Genomic DNA, 1,529 nt, shown 5'->3' with positions numbered 1-1,529 from the left:
TAATAATTAATTCCGAACGACTTAATGGTTTAGCAATCAAAACATAAACAGTGCGTTTTTCAATTTCTTTATTCACCAAAGCAGTGCCAATAAAAACCGTCACTATCAAACCTAAAACACTCATAACTGCTAACCCAAAATCTAAGATTATTTTATCCTCTGTACCTACAGATAATTCTGGGATTAATCTAATAGCAGCAATCATTAATAAAGTAAAAAAAACAATTAAATAAAGGATACGATCGCGAATTACTTCCCAAAATACATTTTGAGAAATTGCCAGAATTCTCCCTAGATTCATAAAATGTTTCCTAACCTCCTATTTCCACTTATTTTTTATCTCTAAATTTTTGTCACATCTTCTGACTGGTTTTCTGGTTTAACCAGTTTCTTTTCTACAGCACTACATTCAACATTTCCAACTCTAATTGGTACTGCTTCATTTTGTGAAGTATTACCATAACTTCTTTGACCTACTTTTTCTTCGATTTTACAATTTTTACTCAGATAATAACTTTCATCTTTTGCTGTAATTCCTTCCCAAAATAATTGTAACTCTAACTGATATCCAGACTGATTAGCAACTATTGGCGTTTGTAACTTCCAGAAATCATCTTCTTTAACTTCAGATATTTCTTTAGTCACTTCATCTTTAATATTTTGCAGTTTCAACTTCATATTAGGTACGGATAATTCCACTCTTTGAGTTGCTAACTGATTGTTCAATTTCTCTTGCATTAAATTCAGAATTTTTGCGCCTCTATAATCGTTTATTGAAGGCTTGATCAGTCGATAAACAAATGTACTTTTACTCAAATCATCCTCTCCCATGGTGGGATATTGTTGTACTATTCCCTGAATCACAAAATATAATCCCAACCAACAACTAACCAAAAAATTGACCAAAACTAAAATGACAAAACTAGGCTTTGATAATACATCAACTTTTTGTTCTGTCGATTCTTCCGGAGTATTCAATACCAAAATTATCGCTGCTATGCACACTGCAATTATTGGCCAAGATATTATAGCTACATACTTCAAATTTATCTCTAATTTTTCATATAAAAGAAAGCAAATTAACCCTGCTGTAATCCAAGGACTTAAACTGATACCTCGAAATACAAATGGTTTCTGAGTTGTCAACCATCCGACAGAAAATGTTAAAAATAACCAGCTTAAAACAGAAATAAAATCAACTTCTACTTCCCTATTACTATCAACTTCAGCTACAACCAAAGACACCAGTAATAACATTCCACTTAACAGTAAAAATGTTTGCCAATGCCAAAACTTAGGAGGAAGTAATAAATTTAGTAAATTCTTTAAAATGTCAGTAATACCTTTGAATAAATCAGTAAAACTTTTCCAAATTTCTTTCATGTTAATTCAAACCTCTGCAGAAATAAAATAAATACTATTGCTAAATGACTACAATTAAGAACGCCAAGGTTTTTGGTGATTACATTGGCTCATATTTGTAGTCATTTAGCAATAGTATTTATTTTATTTCTGCAGAGGTTTGAATA

1 protein-coding gene and 1 pseudogene are annotated in these 1,529 nt (G+C 30.9%); both read right to left on the bottom strand.

Annotated features, from left to right (window positions below; all coding sequences use genetic code 11):
- A pseudogene (locus F6K13_RS32590) lies at window positions 1–301 on the bottom strand (ABC transporter permease); the annotation flags it as partial.
- Between the two features lie 41 nt (window positions 302–342).
- Window positions 343–1,383, bottom strand: a complete 1,041-nt coding sequence (locus F6K13_RS32585; protein WP_287289839.1) for a DUF5357 family protein — start codon at window positions 1,381–1,383, stop codon at window positions 343–345.
- Window positions 1,384–1,529 lie beyond the last annotated feature (146 nt).

Source organism: Okeania sp. SIO2B9 (genome assembly GCF_010672505.1).
GTDB lineage: Bacteria > Cyanobacteriota > Cyanobacteriia > Cyanobacteriales > Microcoleaceae > Okeania > Okeania hirsuta.
This window is presented reverse-complemented; position numbering and strand designations above follow the sequence as displayed.

Excerpts from the sequence above, each read along its gene's own strand:
- F6K13_RS32585 (WP_287289839.1), bottom strand. The coding sequence starts at position 1,383 with ATGAAAGAAATTTGGAAAAGTTTTACTGATTTATTCAAAGGTATTACT.